We start from the raw sequence: 15685 nt of genomic DNA, 5'->3' as shown, positions 1-15685 counted from the left end.
GGTTCGGTGAGGTCGTTTATTCGCGCCCGCCACTGCGGGGGGCGTCGTGGGTAGGCGGGTCGCGTCGGCAAGCCGAGGCGCGCCACCCGACGGGGGCCGCCGGTCAGCGGCACGCGACCGTATCACGGGGGGCGGGGCCTTAAAAAAACAAGGCGGGGCCGCGGCACGCCTCGCCATCGTAATGAGGGCGCCAGCGGATTGAAAGCAGCACGCGGAAAACGGCGCCCCCGGCGCACGCCCGGCTGGGCGTGGAGCCGCGCCCAGTCGCTACAATGCGGGCGGATTGCCACACACCGGGGTCCGATTGCTGGTTCCCACCAACCCTCACCGGAGAGGCTCTGAAAAAGATGCCCCCTCGCAAGATGAACGAGACGAGCCCGATTCGGGGCCTTTGTCTGCTCGCCGCGATTCAGCTCTCGGCCAGCAGCCTGTTGGCTCAGACCCCGGCCAAGCCGGATGAAGCCTCTCTGCGCGTGGCGACCTACAACGTCTCCTGCTACCGACAGAGCCACGGCCAACTGGCCGCGGACTTCTCGACGCCCGACGACGAGCGCGGCAAGAAGCTCGCCGAGGTGATCCAGCGCGTGCGGCCCGATGTGATCTTGCTCAACGAGTTCGATCACGACCCCGAGGGCAAACCGCTCGCAAAGTTCTTGGAGAACTACCTGGGGCGTTCGCAGGCCGGGCTCGATCCGATCGCCTACCCGCACCGGTTCGTCGCCCCCACGAACACCGGCGAGCCGACCGGCGCGGACCTCGACAACGACGGTCGCACGGACGGGCCGGCCGACTGCTACGGTTTCGGCCGCTACCCGGGCCAGTACGGCATGGCGGTGCTGTCGCGGTTGCCGATCGAGCACGAGTCGACCCGCACGTTCCAGAAGCTGCGCTGGCGCACCATGCCCGACGCGCGGCGGCCGATGGACCCCACCACGGGCGAGCCGTTCGACAGCGAGGAGGAGTGGCGGGCCTACCGGCTGCCGTCTAAGAGCATGTGGGACGTGGTCGTGCGGCTGTCGCCCGGGGCAACGATGCACTTCGTTTGCTCGCACCCCACGCCGCCGGTGTTCGACGGCCCCGAGGACCGCAACGGGCGCCGCAACGCGGACGAGATCCGCCTGCTGGCCGACTATCTCTCGCCGCTCGCCTCGGGCTACATCGCCGACGACCGTGGCCGGCTCGGTGGGCTGGCCGAGCACGCGTACTTCGTCGTGGCGGGCGACCTGAACGCCGACCCGCTGGACGGCGGCGGGATCCGGGGGGCGATGGACCCGTTGCTGAAGCACCCGGCTGTCAGCGCCGAGCTGGTCCCACGGAGCGAGGGGGCCGCCGAGAGCGCGCGCCGGCAGGAAGAACTCAACCGCGACCACCGCGGCGACTCCGCCGAGGACACGGCCGACTTCGGCGGCGACGGCCACGGCAACCTGCGTGTCGACTACGTGCTGCCGTCGCGCCGGTTCAAGGTGGTCGGCGCGGGCGTGTTCTGGCCGGAGCCGGGCGAGGCTGGCGACGAGGCGATCACCGCCACCGATCACCGCCTGGTGTGGGTCGACCTGGTGACCGGTGCCAGGCCAGGGGGGAACTGAACCGCCAAGCGGCCAAAGCTTCCCGCAATCAAGTCTCACGCAATCATAATTTCAGCCGGCACGATCAAAGCGCACTTGGCGTCTTGGCGGTTGCCTCTTTGCCAATACCGATGGCTACCGCCGTCGCTTGCCCGTTAGCGAGGCGAGCGTAAGCAGCGCGAGCAGCAGGGTTGCCGGCTCGGGGACCGCGGAGACGAACGGTCGCGACATGATGTTCTGAGCGATCGCCATGCCCGCCTGCTGGCCGAGCGTGTCGTCGAAGTTCCAGTGGATGCCGAGGTAAACGCGGCTGCGGCCGTTCTCGGCCATCGCTTCGGTGAAGGAGTCGAACGTGCGCTCGATGCCGGGCAGCTCCTCGGAGCCGACCGTGAACGTGATGCCGTCCTCGTCGTAGAACTCGATCAGCGAGCCGAACAGCGCGCCGCCGAACGTGGCGTGGCCCGAGAGGTAGGTCGGGAACGGCGGGGTGAAGTTGTCGCCGTTGTCGCCGGGGGCGCCGAGAGGGGTCCAGTCTTCGTCCCCCTCCGTGAGGTCGTTGCCGTCGAGGTCGCCTTGGCGGATGCCGGTCACCGGGCGCCAGAAGTCGTGCTCGAATTTCGAGTTCCAGGCCACCACGCCCGCGTCTGCCATCGCCACCGTGGCCTTGGCGAACAGCTCGGCGTTCTCCTTGACGGTGTTGCCTTCTTGCACGGCGACGGTTTGGAGCACGTCGTTGAACAGCCGCATCGGCGTGCCCATGCCGAGCCGGTCGTAAGCCCAGAAGTTCCCTATCTCGGTTTGCTCAGCCGTCCGCGAGGGGCTGTCGACCGCCCCCAGGTCCTTCACCTCGTTGTAGGCGTCGGCGTACTCTTGGCTGGTGAGATCGGGCATCGGCGGCGGCATGAACTGCGCGTTCGAGCCGAGCGAGAAGAGTTGGACGTCGCCCCAGTCGGGGCCCCAGGCCTGTTGGCCCGGGTGCAGCGGGTCGGGCTGCCAGTGGCCGACCTCATTGGTGGGCTGGTACTGCGATGTGCCTCCCATCCAGCCATCGTTCGCGCGGCGGTCGATGATCGATTGGCCGATCATCGTGCCCAGGTCCAGTCCATGCTGCTTGGCCGCGTTGTTGGGCAGGTGCGAGAGGCTCTGCGTCAGGCCCGCGTCGAGCAACGTCTGCTGGTCGCCGTAAATCGAGCTGAGCACCGTGTAGGCTGCCTGCGCGGCGGCGGCCTTGTCCGACGCGGTGAGCGCGGGCGAGTCGTGGCCCGAGCCGTAGTCGTAGAACATCGTGCCGCCCGGCTTGGTCATGGCCAAGGCGTCGTAGATGGCGAGGTTCATCATCGCCATCGAACGCGAGGCGGCGCCCGGGTTCTGGAGCGACTCGTTGGCGGCGAGAACGTCCGACGCCACGCGGTTCCAGTCGAGAACCACGTCGGCCGCCGCGCCGCCCGCCGAGAGGGCGGCCACGGCCAGCGTCAGCAAAGCTTTAGCGGCGACCCGGCCTGCTGCGATTCGGAGGAGCTTCATGGCGAGTGCTGGTCCTAGGTGAATTCAACAGGTGTTGGAACATGTTGTGGTGCTATCAATGATGTCCGTCATGCCGCGTTTCCTTGCGGCGCCTTCTTATTTCTGTTCGATCGAACCGATGGCGGTATTGCTCCAGACCATTTCTTCAGGCGCGCAAAGCTGCGTCCCCTAGGGGAAATAACCGGGGCCGTCACAGAATGGGGCCCGATGGGGCGCGAGAGATTGCCGGATAGATTGGAGCGCTATGCCCCCCACGAGCGGCCGGCGAGCCGGCGGTCCTGGGGATCGATCAAACGATTAGCGTCTCACGTGGCAATGGTCGATCAGCTCCGCTGCGGTGCAGACGTAGCCGACTAAAAAAGGGCCAAATTCGGCGTAGCGGGCGCTCGCCTCATCGAACCGCATCGCGTACACGATGTCCTTCAAATACTCGGGGTTCTTACCCCATAGTGTAACTCCCCACTCCCAATCATCCAAACCAAGGCCGACAGAAATCAGCTGGCTCACCCGACCGGCGAACGCCATCCCGCTGCGAGCGTGCTCGCTCATCATGCGGTTTCGCTCCTCCTTGGGCAGCGCAAACCAGTTTTCACCGGTTTTACGCTTCTTGTTCATCGGGTAGAAGCAAACCGCCCGATAGGGGGGGAAGTCCGGGGTCAGACGCTGGTGGTTCATCGCCACCAGCCGGTCGGCGTAGGCTTTCACCTTGGTTTCGTAAGGCCCGCTCCCCTCTTCGAGCCCCTCGGTCACGAGCCGGGCGGCGTAATCCTCCACGCTGGTCACGTACTCCGAGATCTCGGTGACCGAGACGAACGAGTACCCGGTCTGAAGCACCTGGCCGGCCGGGCTGGCCATCAGCCTTTGGTGCAGAGCGTCGATCTTCAGCGGGTCGGGGTCGAGCAGCATCAAGCCGAAGTCGGCCTTGTGGCCGCTGGTGATCGAGAGCTGCATGCGCATGGGCGCGTGGGGCGCCTCGGGATCGAGCACAGCGAGAATCGAGTCGGCCACGGCGTCACGCTCCTCCGAGTCCATCGAGGGGAGCAGCACGCGGTCGAAGGAGTAATAGAGGTGGCTGCAGTGCCAGCCGCCGCCCGCCGGGGCGAGAGAGTCGGGTGTGGCGGCGTCGGCCGCTGCGCGATTGGGGGCGGTGGCGTCGGGGCGGGGCATGGCGGGTCGACTCGATCGGGCGGGGGGCGTTCTGCTCAGAGCCGCCAGTCTAGCAGAGCGACGCCGCGGGTTTCAGGGCGTACGCATTCCCTGCGCACCTCCTGACTCAACTCAGCAACAGACGCCCAGCCGCTGCCCTGCCTCGAGGCGTCCCCGATTGCGGTACTGCAAGTAAATCGGCGAGCCCACCCGCAGCAGCGCCTCGTCCAGCAGCTCGAACTCGGTCGCCTTGGCCGCCAGCTCGGCGGCGGTCGCCGCCTCGTACTTGCGCAGGATGCTCGCTCGGACCGATTCGACCGTGCGGACCGACACGTCCAACTCGTTGGCGATCGACTTGTTCAGCCGGCCGCTGACGATCATGCCGAGCACCGCCTTCTCGCGGTCGGTGAGGGCGTCGTTGGATTGGAGCAGCGATTGGTGGCGACGCACGAATTCCAAGCTACGCGTGTCGAACTCGATAGCGCACTCAACGTATCGGCGGAGCTTCTCCAAGGCGATCGGCTTCTCCAGCACCGACCAGGCGCCTTGCTCGTAACATTCGATTACGGTCGAAACGTTCATCTCGTCGGTCATCGCAATCACCGGCGTCGTGTCGCCACGCGAACGGAGCTGCTGCAAGGGGTGCTCGTCTTGACCGACGGGCAAGGCGTTCTCCATGACCAGACAACCTGGCCGGTTGCCCGAGGCCTCTAGTGCGTAGTCCTGCATCGTGGCGAATTCTTCGCACGCCATGCCCCATGCCTTAGACTCGAGCGCAACGCGGGATCGGACCCTTGGGTCAGGATCCACTACATAGACAGTAGGTTTTGTATCCATCGGATTTTCCTCTCACTGGTGCGTGATGCAGACAAATTGGTCTCCATCAGTAACCACGACGAAAAGCGTGGGAGGGCGCAAAAAAATTTTGAGAGGTCGAGAATGTTGCCGCAACGCAACAGCGCATTCTCACTCGTAAAGCTTTTAGCGGCACTGGTTTCCTGCTATCTTGCCCACAGCGTCGGGACCGCGATTTCAATCACCCGCGCAAGTGTTGATGGCCGATCTTTCTTGCCCGAAACGACCCAAATCACCGCCGTCTTACAAGCGATCAGCCAGGGCAACCGGAGCGCCGCTGACCGCCTGATGCCCCTGGTTTACAACCAGATGCGGGATTTGGCTTCGCACTACATGCGACGCCAGCCAACCGACCACACCCTCAGGTCGACCGCCTTGGTAAACGAGGCGTACCTGAAGCTCTGCAAGCAGCATGACGCCGACTGGCGGAGCCGCAGCCACTTCTTCGCCGCCAGCGCGCAGGCGATGCGACGCATCTTGGTCGACCACGCCCGCTCGAAGGGCCGAGAGAAGCGGGGGGGCGGATGGCGCCGCGTGGAGTTTGATGGCGACCTGCTCGAGTCCAAGCGGTGCGACGAGGACATCCTCGCGCTCGACGAGGCGCTCAACAGACTCACCCAACTCGACGAGCGACAGGCTCGGATCGTGGAGATGCGGTTCTTCGGCGGCATGACCGTGCGTGAGGTCGCCGAGGCGCTCGGCGTGTCGAAGCGCACCGTCGAGCTCGAGTGGTCGATGATCCGTGCGTGGTTGCGGCGCGAGCTCGGGGACGAGACCGATGAGCCGTCGACCGAGGGGGCTGTGAGCGGTGGGCCTGCCGACGTGGCTCAAGGCGGGACAGCAGACGGGCCCGAAGGAGGGGCGGATGACTCCTGAGCGTCACGCCCAAGTGAAGGAGGTCTTCATCCGGGCTTGTGAGTTGGAAGGCGACGACCTCGACCGGTTCTTGGGCGAGGCCTGCCGAGACGACTCGCAGCTGCTGGCCGAGGTGAATTCTCTGCTCGCCCACCATTCGCCGCAGACGCTGCTAGGCGGATTGTCGGCCACCCGCGTCGATCCCCACGCACGCACCGCCGAGCCGGCCGCCTCCTGGGGCGGACGCTTGCTCGGCAAGTACGAGGTGAGCCGTGTGCTCGACTCGGGCGGCATGGGGGTGGTGCTCGAGGCGCGCGACACCGACCTCGGTCGCCACGTGGCGATCAAGGTGTTGCACCACAACCTGGTGGACGACGGACCGATGCGCGAGCGGTTTTTCGCCGAGGCACGCGCCGCCGCCGGGTTGCACCACCCCAACGTGATCACGGTGCACGACGTGGCGGTCGACGGCGGCGAGGCTTACCTCGTGATGGAGTACGCCGAGGGGGGTAGCACCGCCGACCGGCTCAAGGAGAAGGGGCCTTACCCCCTCGAAGAGGCGACCCGCATCGCGGCCGACGCTTGCCGCGGCTTGTCCGCCGCCCACGCCCAGGGACTCGTGCACCGCGACATCAAGCCGGCGAACCTGCTGCTCACCGAGGCGGGCGTGGTCAAGGTTTCCGACTTTGGCGCCGCCAAGCAGCTCAACCGCAGCTCGCTGCAGCTCACACGCACCGGCCAGTTGGTCGGCACGCCCGACTTCATGAGCCCCGAGCAGTGCGAGGGCGCCGCCGTCGACCCGCGTACCGACATCTACTCGCTCGGCGCCACCTACTACTGCCTGCTCGTGGGCGCGGCGCCGTACAACGACTGCGGCAGCCTGGTGAGTGTGATCAACGCCCACTGCAACGCCGAGCCGCCCGACCCCTGTGAGGCGGTCGCCGGCTTGCCCACGAGGTGCCGCGACATCGTCTTTCGAGCGATGGCCAAGTCGCCCGCCGACCGTTTTCCGTCGTGCGACGCGATGCTCGACGCCCTGGAGGGACGCACCGACCCGATCGTCGTCGCGTCGCCCAGGCCTGTCGAAAGCCGCACCACCCGCCGGGCGCTGATCACTGGCGCCGCGTTGCTCGCCGTGGCCGCCGCGGGCTGGTGGGTCGGTCGCTGGCCGGAGCAGACCGCCTCGTCGAGAGGCGCCAGTGGCGCCATCGGGCCGACCGATTCGTCCGCGCCGGCCTTCGCCGAAGAACCGATCCGCATCGGCCTGCTGCACTCGCTCTCGGGCACGATGGCCCACAGCGAAAAGGTTATCGTCGACGGTTACTTGTTGGCCATCGAAGAGCTGAACGCCGGCGGGGGCGTTCTCGGCCGCCGCGTTGAGCCGATCGTCGTCGACGGCCGTTCCACCGAGGAGGGTTTTTCCGAAGGCGCCGAGCGGCTGATCGGCGAAGAGAAGGTCTGCACCATCTTCGGATGCTGCACCTCCTCGAGCCGCAAGTCGGTCGCCGAGGTCGTCGAACGCGAGGATCACCTACTCGTTTACTCGGTCAACCACGAGGGAGTCGAAACGAGCCCCAACATCGTTTACCTGGGGGGAGACCCCACGCAGACCGTCATCCCGTGCGCCCGTTGGGCGTACTCCTTCGGCCAGATGCGCACCTTTTTCCTGGTCGGTTCGGACTACGTTTACCCGCGCATGGCGAACGAGATCCTCAAGGACGAACTCGCTTCGATGGGCGCCCGCGTGGTGGGCGAGGAGTATCTCTCGTTGGGGTCGGCCAACGTGCAGGGCGTGGTCGATAAGATCGCCGCGGCCAAGCCTGACATCATCATCAACACGATCAGCGGCGACACACAAACGGCCTTCGTCCGCGCACTCTACCAGAGCGACGTCGGTTCGGCCCACATCACGACCGGAGTAGGCGAAGAGGACCTGCGGAGTCCGAGCCTCGACCACCTCGTGGGCGCCTATGCGGTGAGCACCTATTTCCAGTCGATCGATCGGCCGGAGAACCTGGAGTTTGTCGCCGCCTTCAAGAAGAAATTCGGCAATCGGCGCGTTGTGGCGGCCCCGATGGAGACCGCCTACGACGCGATCAAGCTGTGGGCCGGGGCCGTGGAGCAGGCGGCCAGGACCGACCCGCTGGTCATACGCGACGCCATGCTCGACCAGTCGTACGACGCCCCCAGCGGCTTGATCCGCCTCGACCCCAAGTCGCAGTACGCCTACCGGTATGCGATGATCGGCCGCGTCTCGCCCGCCGGGCAGTACGAGATCGTCTGGCGCAGCGCCGCCCCGATCGCCCCCCAGCCGTACCCCGAGAGCCGCAGCCCCGAGGCGTGGGAGAAAGAGATCGACCAGCTACGTAAGGGCTGGGGCGGCCGCTGGTCGGCGCCGTGACGACGGGCCCGACACGACCACCCAAGGATCGCTGAAGTGCCCTAGTGCGAATCGCACAGATGCGTAGCGTGTGTGGCGGTGTGATTCGGCGTCGACAAGGCGAAAACGACGCTACGGCTACCAGTAGTGCGCTCTAGAAGGCCGCAACTACCATCCCTCGGCGATCTGGCTATCGGCGCGGTTGGCCAGTTTTTGCAACAAGTCGGGGTCGATCGAGTCTCTCACAAAGCGTATCGATCCATCCGCCTTGGCGAATTGACAGCCCCCGGGATGAGGGCTGCCGAAGCCGCCAACGGCGAGCGGCGTCTCGCGGTCGCCACCGCGGTTGATGAACGGGTCATCGCTAGGCGCCCGCTCTTCGCTTTCGGGTTGGTCGTTCATCGCGTCACCTAACCCATCTCTGATATCGCTCATCCGCCCCGCCGGTTCGTACCACTCAGGGGCGGAGTTGTAGCCGTACGAGTACGGGGACGTGTTGGCGAGCGATTCGTTGATCGCCGTACCCACGTTGCGCAGCGTGGCGGGAGTGCCGCTCATCCACCCCAGGTCGGCGCCGCCTTTTCGCAGCTTCTCGCCGAGCAACAGCGTGTAGCCAGGGCCGTCGACAAGGTCCTCGAAACGGAGTTGGCTGTTGAGGTACAGCACCCCGTTGTTGGTCGTGTCGATCGGCGCCTCGGCGTCGTGGTGCACGCCGGCGTAGGAAGACTCGGGATAGTCTTCGGAGTAGGAGCTCGGACAGATCAGCAGTTCGATGATCGTCTGCCGCACCGTGTTGTTGTTCTTGTGGTAGGCGCCCACCGAGTGGTCGAGGTGCTTGTGCCGCACTTGTTCACCGATGTAGGGGAGGATCGCCACGATCCAGCTCTTGTGATCGCCCTCCGGGAGGTTGCGGATCGGACCGGTGGGATTGACCGACCCGCTCGGGAAATGTTCGAACGCCGCCTCGTGGTTGTGGACCCCGATCAGCAACTGCCGCATGTTGTTCTGGCAGTTCGTGCGGCGGGCGGCCTCGCGCGCCGCTTGCACGGCGGGCAGCAGCAAGGCGACCAAGATGCCGATGATGGCGATCACCACCAGGAGCTCGACCAACGTGAAGCCGGGCGTGCGCGGCCGGCGAAAAGCTTGTGCGTTCATGGCGCGGAGTCTCCTGCGCTGGTGGGGGGATCGTTGGGGGAGGGGAGATCGAGGGTCGCCGTGTGACGCACGCGGGCCGCGTCGCCGGGCGGCAACACGGCTTGCGCGACGACACGACGCTCGGCGGCGTCGGTGGCGGGGTCGATCCGGACGAAGACCTCGGCGGCGTAAGACTGGCCGAGGTCGGCGTAAGACTGGCCGAGGTCGGCGTTCGTCAGCCGCCAGGTTTCGCCGTCGTAACCGGCGTCGGCCCGCAACCGTGCCGCGGCGCGGCCGAGAGCGGCCTCGGTCAGGCGTTCCGCCTGGCGTTGCATCAGGAGCGTGCGGGTTTGACGGCGCCCGCGGATCACTTCGGTCGTCCAGCCCACGGCCAACGCCGAGGCGATCACCAGTAAGGCGAGGGCCGCGATCATCACGAACGCCGGGCGGCGTCGGCGGTTGTTGCGAGGCGTCATCGGGCCTCTCCTTGCGCGCTCTCGGCTGCCGAGAAGAGCCGGCGGCGGCGATCGATCTCTGCGACGACCGAACCGCACGGCACGGCCCGCTCCGCACCGGCGTGATCGGCCGCGAGAAAATCGATCCGCAGCAGACGGCCGGCATCGGTTGTGGGCTCGTTGATCTCCCAATCGCAGCCGGTGGGCAAGCGAAAGCGGACGGTCTCCTCCGCCAAGCTCCGTTCGGCAGCCCCGGCGTTCAGGCGATAGACCACTTCGCCGCTTGCCGTGGCGAGGCTTAGCTCGCCGTTGTCGACTCGCACGCTTTGCGACGCGTGGACATCGGTCCGCAGCCGCCGCATGAGGAGATCCAGGTCGCTGGGTCCGCTCGCCTGGTGGCTGAATCGCTGGTTGAGCCGAACGAGCCCCGACAAGCTTGCCCCGACCAGGCCGAAGGCCGCCGTCGAGATGAACACGACCGCGAGAACTTCTACGAGCGAGGCGATTCCTCTTCGTTGGTGGCGTCGATGTTTGCTCATGGCTGCGTCTCCTGCTCGGTGGGCTGTGCCGTGGGAGACGGGTAGACCCAGGCCGCAAGGCTTCGCCTTAGCGGTTCGGCTTTTGGAGTGGGGCGCCAGCTGAGTGTGAGCAGCAAACGTTTGACCGCGATCGGCTCGGTCAGCTCGCGAACTTCGGCCGTGAGCGAGGCTTGGTGGAGGGCCTTGCGGGCGTGTTCGGGCACGCGGAGCTCGTTGAGTCGCTCGGCGGTGATCTTGTCGGGCGGGGCGGAGGTGATCGCCTCGATCGCGTTGTCGAGGGTCTCGGTCGCCACTCGCTCCTGGGCGGTCAGACGCCACTGCCGATCGATCGCCGTGGCGGCTCTGCTGATGAGCACCAAAGCCATGCCGAGCGCCGCCAAGCCAGCGACGACCTCGAGCAGAAGCGACCCACGACGGGGCGGGCTGATTCTCCGGCGGCGCGCGGCTGGATTCATACCAATCCCTCGATTAGCGAGACCAACGGCAAGAACAACGCCACGCACACCAGGCCCACGAAGAGGGCGAAAATCACCGTCGCGATTACGAGCGCCGCCTGCTGCCTCGCTTCCCACCGGTAGGCCGCCCGCTCCACGCCACGGTCGGCGACCGACCGCAATGCCCAAGGCAGGTTCCCCGCCCTCTCGGCGGCCCGCAGCACCTCGGCGTCCGACGCTCGTACCAGCTTCTGCTCGAGCATCGCATCGAGCCAGTCGTCCCCCCGGTTGAGCGCGGCGTAGCAGTGTTGCAATCGCTTGGTGAAACGCTTGTAGGGCAACCGTGGCGCTCCAAACGCGAGCCGCCCGATCCCATCGGGCAACGGCATGCGGTGGTCGATCACCGCGGCGAGCAGCCGCAGCACTTCGGCCCGGCGCCATGCGGCGAAGAGCCAATCGGTCGCCCTGGCTAGTACCGGGTTGTCGAAAAGATAGCAAAAGAACAGCACGATCCCGATAAACGTGAACAGAGCCGTCAGCCAGCCGAGCAACGCCGCGAAGTAGGAGCCGATAGCTTGCTCACTCATCGCAATCAGCGTGCGACTAACGCCGGGGAGTTCGAGATCGAAATCGATAAAGATTTTACGAAACGCGGGGACGATCGCCACCATGATAAACGTCACCACGGCGACCACGACCAGGGCGAGCCAAGCGAAATAGGCGAACCGGCGGCAGAGGCTCCACGCCAAGGCCTCGCTGCCGGGCGGGTCCGCGGTCGCGGTCATCGCCGCCAATGGCAAGCCGCCGTGGGTCGACAAGGAGGCGTAGCCCTGGGCCCTCATCGGGAAGGCTCTTGGGTGCTTGCCGATCGCTTCGGCAAGCGGCGTTCCCGCGGCGAGCGATTGGACAAAACGCCGCACCGAGCGGCCGACCAGGCCTCGGTACCGGCCGAGGTTCTCCCGCATCGCGCTTTCGACGGGGCGTCCCGCCGCCGCCGCGTGGGCGACGACCGACCACGAGTCTCGACGCTGCTGCTCACGGCGGGCGATCAGCATCTCGAGCGAGCTGATCGCCATGATGACCAAAGGGAACACCGCCCAGAACGTCATGCCGACGATCGCGCAGCCGGCCAAGAACAGCAGTGTCCAGCTGATGAATCGTAAAAAGCTCCCCATCAAGCCCCAGGAATGCGCCCCCCGGGCCCCGTTGGCGAAGCGCAACCCGACCTGGATCGCCAGCCCATGGGCGATCGCCAGCAACATCAGCGTGATGGGATTGGTAGCCAAGGAAATCTAACGACCCTTCAGGTCAGCCCCTCGATCAGCTTTACCAGCGGTAAGAACAGTGAAACGGCAAACAGAAACAAGAACCCGAAGACGATCATGGCCGTCAGCGGCGGCAGGGTGAGGGCGAGGTAATCGAGTTGCCGCTGGGCCCGTCCCGAGTAGGCCGAGGCCAACTCCTCCATGGCTTCGGGCAAGTCGCCGTTCAACTCGCCCTCGCGAGCGCGGCCGGCCAGCTCGCGGTCGAAATGAACCGATTCGCTCAACGCGTCCCCCAGGCCAGCCCCATCTTGGCAGCGGCTGGCGGCGCGAACCGTGGCGGCGGCGAGATTGCGGTCGATCAGGCCGGCCGCCGAGCAACGCAACGCGTCGGCCACGGGCGCTCGCGCCGCGGTGTGCGCCGCCAGAAGCCTCGCCAGCATGGCGTGCCCTTCGTTCACCCAGAGCGGGCCGATCAATGGCAACGCCCCGAGCAGTCGGTGAGCGAAAACACTCGACCAGGGCGCCGCCGCCAACAGGACAAACAAGGCGATCGCGGCGAATCCCAGTCCGATCGCCGCGGGCGCGGCTTTGCTGAAATCGATGAAGAACTCGGTCATCCTCGGCAAATTCAACTCAAAATCCTCAAACATCCGTTCGAATTCCGGCGTCACAACTTGGCAGAGGAAGAGGGACAAAGCCGTCAGCACCGTGAACACCAACGCCGGGTAGCTCAGCACGGCCAGCAGCCGCGATCTCAAACGGCGCTCGCTGGCGAGCTGGGTCGACAGCGCCGGCAGCACGGCGGTGAGGTCGCCGCCGGCGTCGGCCGCCGTGCGGAGCGTGCGGCGGAGTGAATAGGGGAAACGGGCGGCGGTCTGCTGGAGCGCTTCTTGGAGCGTGCGCCCCTCCTCGACCTCGAGGGCCAATGCCTCGATGGCCGACCGCGCCCGGCCGCGGTGCTCCTCGCCCAACGCGCGCAGCATCTCGTGCAGCGGCAAGCCGGCTTGGCTCCACAGCGCCAATTGGGCGGCGAGCGAAGCGCTCGCGCCGCTCGGCGTCGGTTCGGAGGGTGAGGCGGATAGGTCCAAGGCGAATGATCTGAGGGAGCGTTGTCGATCAGAACCAGTTGGCGATCTCGACGAGCGAGCGGATGTAAGGCGAGAGCATCAGCACGGCGTAAACCGCCACGACGCCGCCGCCGAGCACCGCGGTGACCGTGGCCGGCAACAGTATCGCGGTGGTGTCGGCCTGGATGGCGGCGCGCTCCTCGTAGACCGAGGCGGCGTAGCCGACCGCTTGGCCGAGCAGCCCGGCGTCGGCGTGCAGCATCATGGCGGGGCGGACCAGCGGCGGCAGGCGTTGGCGCGCCTCGGCGGCGTCGTTCATGTCGCCCCCGCTGCGGATCGTCTCGGCGATCTGTTGCGACGGCTCGCTGTAGCCGCGCCAGCCGGTCGCCTCGGCGGCGAGCTCGAGCGCCTCGGGCAGCGGGGTGCGTTGCTGCAGCATCAGCGAGAGCAAGCGGCAGTACATGGCGGACGCCGTGGTTTGCATCACACGGGCCACGCCCGGCATCAGCCGCAGCACGCCCAACGCCCTGGCTTGAGGACCGTGGTCCCGCGGCCGCAGGAGCCACAGCACAATCGCGACAGCCGCCAGCACGAGCGGCGTGTAAAGAACGACCTGTCCCCAAAATAGCCGCGAGGCATAGAAGCGGTTGCCGCTGGACGTTTGGGTGATCCAATCGTAGTGCGGCAACAGGTACTCGATCGAGTACAGCAGCAGCCCCCAGGCGGCCAGCGCGATGAACACCGGGTAAACAATCGCGAGCCGACAGGTACGCCGCATCCGCAGCGAAAGAGCGAGCGCCTCGCCCAAGCCTTGCAACGCGGCGGGCAAGTTCCCGCTTGCCTCGCCGGCACGGACGAGGGCGGCGTAGTAGCTGGGGAACTCGCTCTGGGCCGCAACCGCGTCGCTCAGCGACTCGCCCGTTTCGAGCCGCTTGGCCAGCCGCACGCCGAGATCGCAGCCGCCGCTTGGCAGCGAGGCCGCGGCCCGCCCGAGCTCCGGTGCGATCGGCAAACCCGCCCGGGTGAGCGCGAGAATCTCAGCGTTCAGCGCGATCAGGTCTTCGAGCTTAGCGGGGCCTGCCATCGTCGCCTTAATGCCGCCTGGGAGAAAAGTGCTACTCGGCGCCGCCGCTCGACGAGGGCTCCCACCCTAGCACCCGATCGACCTCGAGTCGATCGGTCACCCCCGCCGCGACGAGTTCATCGGCTTGGCGTCGGAGTGAGGCGACCTGGTGGCTGCGCAGCTCGTCAACAAATCGGTCGCGATCATACCCCGTTTGGACCGTGTCGGCGAGCGCAGAGTTGGATAGATCGACCGCCTCGGCGACCGCGACCCGCCCGCGGTAGCCAACTCCGTGGCAGGCGACACAATCCTTTTGAGATTCACCCTTCGAGCACGCCGTGCAAACTTTCCGCAGCAGTCGCTGCGCGACAATGGCGCGTGTCGCCGCGCGGATCATGTACGCCGGGGCGCCCATGTCGAGCAAGCGGGTGATGGCCGTGGCCGCGTCGCTGGCGTGGAACGTGGTCACGACCAACTGGCCGGTGACGGCCGCCTGGTAGGCGGTGTGGGCGGTCGTGGCGTCGCGGATCTCGCCCACGAAAATCACCTCGGGGTCTTGCCGCACCATCGCCCGCAGCCCGGCGTGCAAGTCGAACCCGGCTTGCGGGTTCACTTGCGCCTGAGCGACCCCCGGCACGATCACCTCGACCGGGTCTTCGAGCGAGACGACGCTCCGCCCGCCGCCGCTGCGCTCGAGGATCGACCGCAGGCAGGCGTAGGCGGTGGTCGTTTTCCCGCTGCCCGAGGGCCCGACGATCAGCACGGCGCCGCTGGTCTGGACGAGCGAACGCTCCAGCACCGCGGCGACATCGGACGGCATGCCGATCGTCTCGAGGCTGGCCAGCGCCCCGGAGTCCTCCGACAGCACCCGGGCGACGACCCGCTCGCCGAACACCGTGGGCAGGGTGCTGATCCGCACGGGCCGAGCGAGCTGCGCCTCGCGGATTCTCCCCTCTTGAGGTTTGTTCGTCTCGTAGGTGAGCAGGCCGGCGAGCACCTTGAGCCGCGCGACAACATTTTGTCCCACGCCCGAGGGCAGCACCACGATCGGCTGCATCACGCCGTCGACCCGCCACTCGGCTGCGAGGCCCGTGGCCGTGGGCAACAGGTGCAGGTCGCTGGCGCCGCAATCCAAGGTGCGGCGCAACAGCTCGTCGACGATCTCCGGCGCCGACTCGGGCCACTCGTCCGGAGACAGTCCACGGCCGGCTTGCTCTGGAGCCGGACTCCCCTGCGGCTGGCTCGACTGCGTGGGGGTCATGGGCTGCAGGGCGTGGGGCGGATCGCGGAGAGGAAACAGCCGAAACGCCGGCTGCGTCTCAACCACCCGGTCGAGCTTGGGGCGTCTGTGCAACGAATGAGCGGGGCGATAGAGCCTACCGCATCGTGGTCGCTCGACGCAA

The 15685-nt window shown here is 66.8% G+C and carries 14 protein-coding genes; 3 read left to right on the top strand and 11 right to left on the bottom strand.

Annotated elements, in window-relative coordinates; translation table 11 throughout:
* The first annotated feature begins 347 nt into the window (after window positions 1–347).
* Window positions 348–1586 (top strand): endonuclease/exonuclease/phosphatase family protein, encoded by a 1239-nt coding sequence (locus Mal64_RS03955; RefSeq protein WP_197525433.1) that lies wholly within the window; start codon window positions 348–350, stop codon window positions 1584–1586.
* Window positions 1587–1700: 114 nt separating this feature from the next.
* Here Mal64_RS03955 and Mal64_RS03950 read toward each other — a convergent pair whose 3' ends face one another.
* From Mal64_RS03950 to Mal64_RS03940, 3 genes are all read right to left on the bottom strand, one after another.
* Window positions 1701–3089: a vanadium-dependent haloperoxidase gene (locus Mal64_RS03950; RefSeq protein WP_146397264.1), complete on the bottom strand. Its 1389-nt coding sequence runs from the start codon at window positions 3087–3089 to the stop codon at window positions 1701–1703.
* A gap of 297 nt (window positions 3090–3386) precedes the next feature.
* Window positions 3387–4256: a hydrogen peroxide-dependent heme synthase gene (hemQ, locus tag Mal64_RS03945; protein WP_146397262.1), complete on the bottom strand. Its 870-nt coding sequence runs from the start codon at window positions 4254–4256 to the stop codon at window positions 3387–3389.
* A gap of 111 nt (window positions 4257–4367) precedes the next feature.
* On the bottom strand, window positions 4368–5072 hold the full coding sequence (locus Mal64_RS03940) for a response regulator transcription factor (RefSeq protein WP_146397260.1): 705 nt from the start codon (window positions 5070–5072) through the stop codon (window positions 4368–4370).
* Between the two features lie 231 nt (window positions 5073–5303).
* Between Mal64_RS03940 and Mal64_RS03935 the strand changes: the two genes are divergently transcribed.
* Together Mal64_RS03935 and Mal64_RS03930 are read left to right on the top strand one after the other, a co-directional pair.
* Window positions 5304–5966 (top strand): sigma-70 family RNA polymerase sigma factor, encoded by a 663-nt coding sequence (locus Mal64_RS03935; protein ID WP_197525432.1) that lies wholly within the window; start codon window positions 5304–5306, stop codon window positions 5964–5966.
* Entirely contained in the window at window positions 5956–8346 is a 2391-nt protein-coding gene (locus Mal64_RS03930) for a transporter substrate-binding protein (RefSeq protein WP_146397256.1), read from the top strand. Before Mal64_RS03935 ends, Mal64_RS03930 begins: the two co-directional genes overlap by 11 nt.
* A gap of 147 nt (window positions 8347–8493) precedes the next feature.
* On the opposite strand, the gene Mal64_RS03925 is transcribed toward Mal64_RS03930, so the two are convergent.
* The 8 genes from Mal64_RS03925 to Mal64_RS03890 are packed head-to-tail and all read right to left on the bottom strand — an operon-like array spanning window position 8494 to window position 15636.
* Entirely contained in the window at window positions 8494–9480 is a 987-nt protein-coding gene (locus Mal64_RS03925) for a DUF1559 domain-containing protein (RefSeq protein ID WP_146397254.1), read from the bottom strand.
* Window positions 9477–9935 carry a hypothetical protein gene (locus tag Mal64_RS03920; RefSeq protein WP_146397252.1) on the bottom strand — a complete coding sequence of 153 codons (459 nt, stop codon included), beginning with the start codon at window positions 9933–9935 and terminating at the stop codon, window positions 9477–9479. The genes Mal64_RS03925 and Mal64_RS03920 overlap by 4 nt, the downstream gene beginning before the upstream one ends.
* A complete protein-coding gene (locus Mal64_RS03915; RefSeq protein ID WP_146397250.1) occupies window positions 9932–10453 on the bottom strand; it encodes a hypothetical protein in 522 nt (173 codons plus the stop codon). The genes Mal64_RS03920 and Mal64_RS03915 overlap by 4 nt, the downstream gene beginning before the upstream one ends.
* Window positions 10450–10908 carry a hypothetical protein gene (locus Mal64_RS03910; RefSeq protein ID WP_146397248.1) on the bottom strand — a complete coding sequence of 153 codons (459 nt, stop codon included), beginning with the start codon at window positions 10906–10908 and terminating at the stop codon, window positions 10450–10452. The genes Mal64_RS03915 and Mal64_RS03910 overlap by 4 nt, the downstream gene beginning before the upstream one ends.
* The gene (locus Mal64_RS03905; RefSeq protein ID WP_146397246.1) at window positions 10905–12173 is read right to left on the bottom strand and encodes a type II secretion system F family protein; all 1269 of its coding nucleotides are present in this window, start codon (window positions 12171–12173) and stop codon (window positions 10905–10907) included. Before Mal64_RS03905 ends, Mal64_RS03910 begins: the two co-directional genes overlap by 4 nt.
* Before the next feature lie 17 nt (window positions 12174–12190).
* Entirely contained in the window at window positions 12191–13240 is a 1050-nt protein-coding gene (locus tag Mal64_RS03900; protein WP_146397244.1) for a type II secretion system F family protein, read from the bottom strand.
* Window positions 13241–13268: 28 nt separating this feature from the next.
* Window positions 13269–14303 (bottom strand): type II secretion system F family protein, encoded by a 1035-nt coding sequence (locus tag Mal64_RS03895; protein WP_146397242.1) that lies wholly within the window; start codon window positions 14301–14303, stop codon window positions 13269–13271.
* A gap of 31 nt (window positions 14304–14334) precedes the next feature.
* Complete coding sequence (locus Mal64_RS03890) at window positions 14335–15636, bottom strand: GspE/PulE family protein (RefSeq protein WP_146397240.1); 1302 nt, start codon at window positions 15634–15636, stop codon at window positions 14335–14337.
* Between the last annotated feature and the right edge of the window lie 49 nt (window positions 15637–15685).

Origin of the sequence: Pseudobythopirellula maris (genome assembly GCF_007859945.1) — a bacterium.
Taxonomy (GTDB): Bacteria; Planctomycetota; Planctomycetia; order Pirellulales; family Lacipirellulaceae; genus Pseudobythopirellula; species Pseudobythopirellula maris.
Note: the sequence above shows the minus strand (reverse complement) of the source record. Positions and strands in the feature narration are given on the sequence as shown.